Raw genomic sequence first — 206 nt, 5'->3', positions numbered from 1 at the left:
AAGGCAATGACAATTGCCTTTTTCTGGCTGATGACAAACCTGTTTCGTTATTGTGCTCGCATGTCTGCCGGGTGGCGGCTTTCGCCTTACCCGGCCTACAAAAGACTGCAAAATCAAACCGTTATGCCGTTATCTGTAGGCCCGCGCAAGCGCAGCGCCGCCGGGCAATCCCTGAAGATTGCACTTTTTTGGGGTTTGCTCCCTCT

General features: G+C 52.9%; 1 protein-coding gene. It reads left to right on the top strand.

Annotated elements, in window-relative coordinates; translation table 11 throughout:
* Positions 1–206, top strand: a 206-nt coding sequence (locus ACLH1U_RS25300; RefSeq protein WP_411299518.1) for a hypothetical protein, incomplete at both ends; no start/stop codon positions are given.

Origin of the sequence: Klebsiella sp. 1SOBk5mer, assembly GCF_046603115.1 — a bacterium.
GTDB classification, from domain to species: domain Bacteria; phylum Pseudomonadota; class Gammaproteobacteria; order Enterobacterales; family Enterobacteriaceae; genus Klebsiella; species Klebsiella quasipneumoniae.
This window is presented reverse-complemented; position numbering and strand designations above follow the sequence as displayed.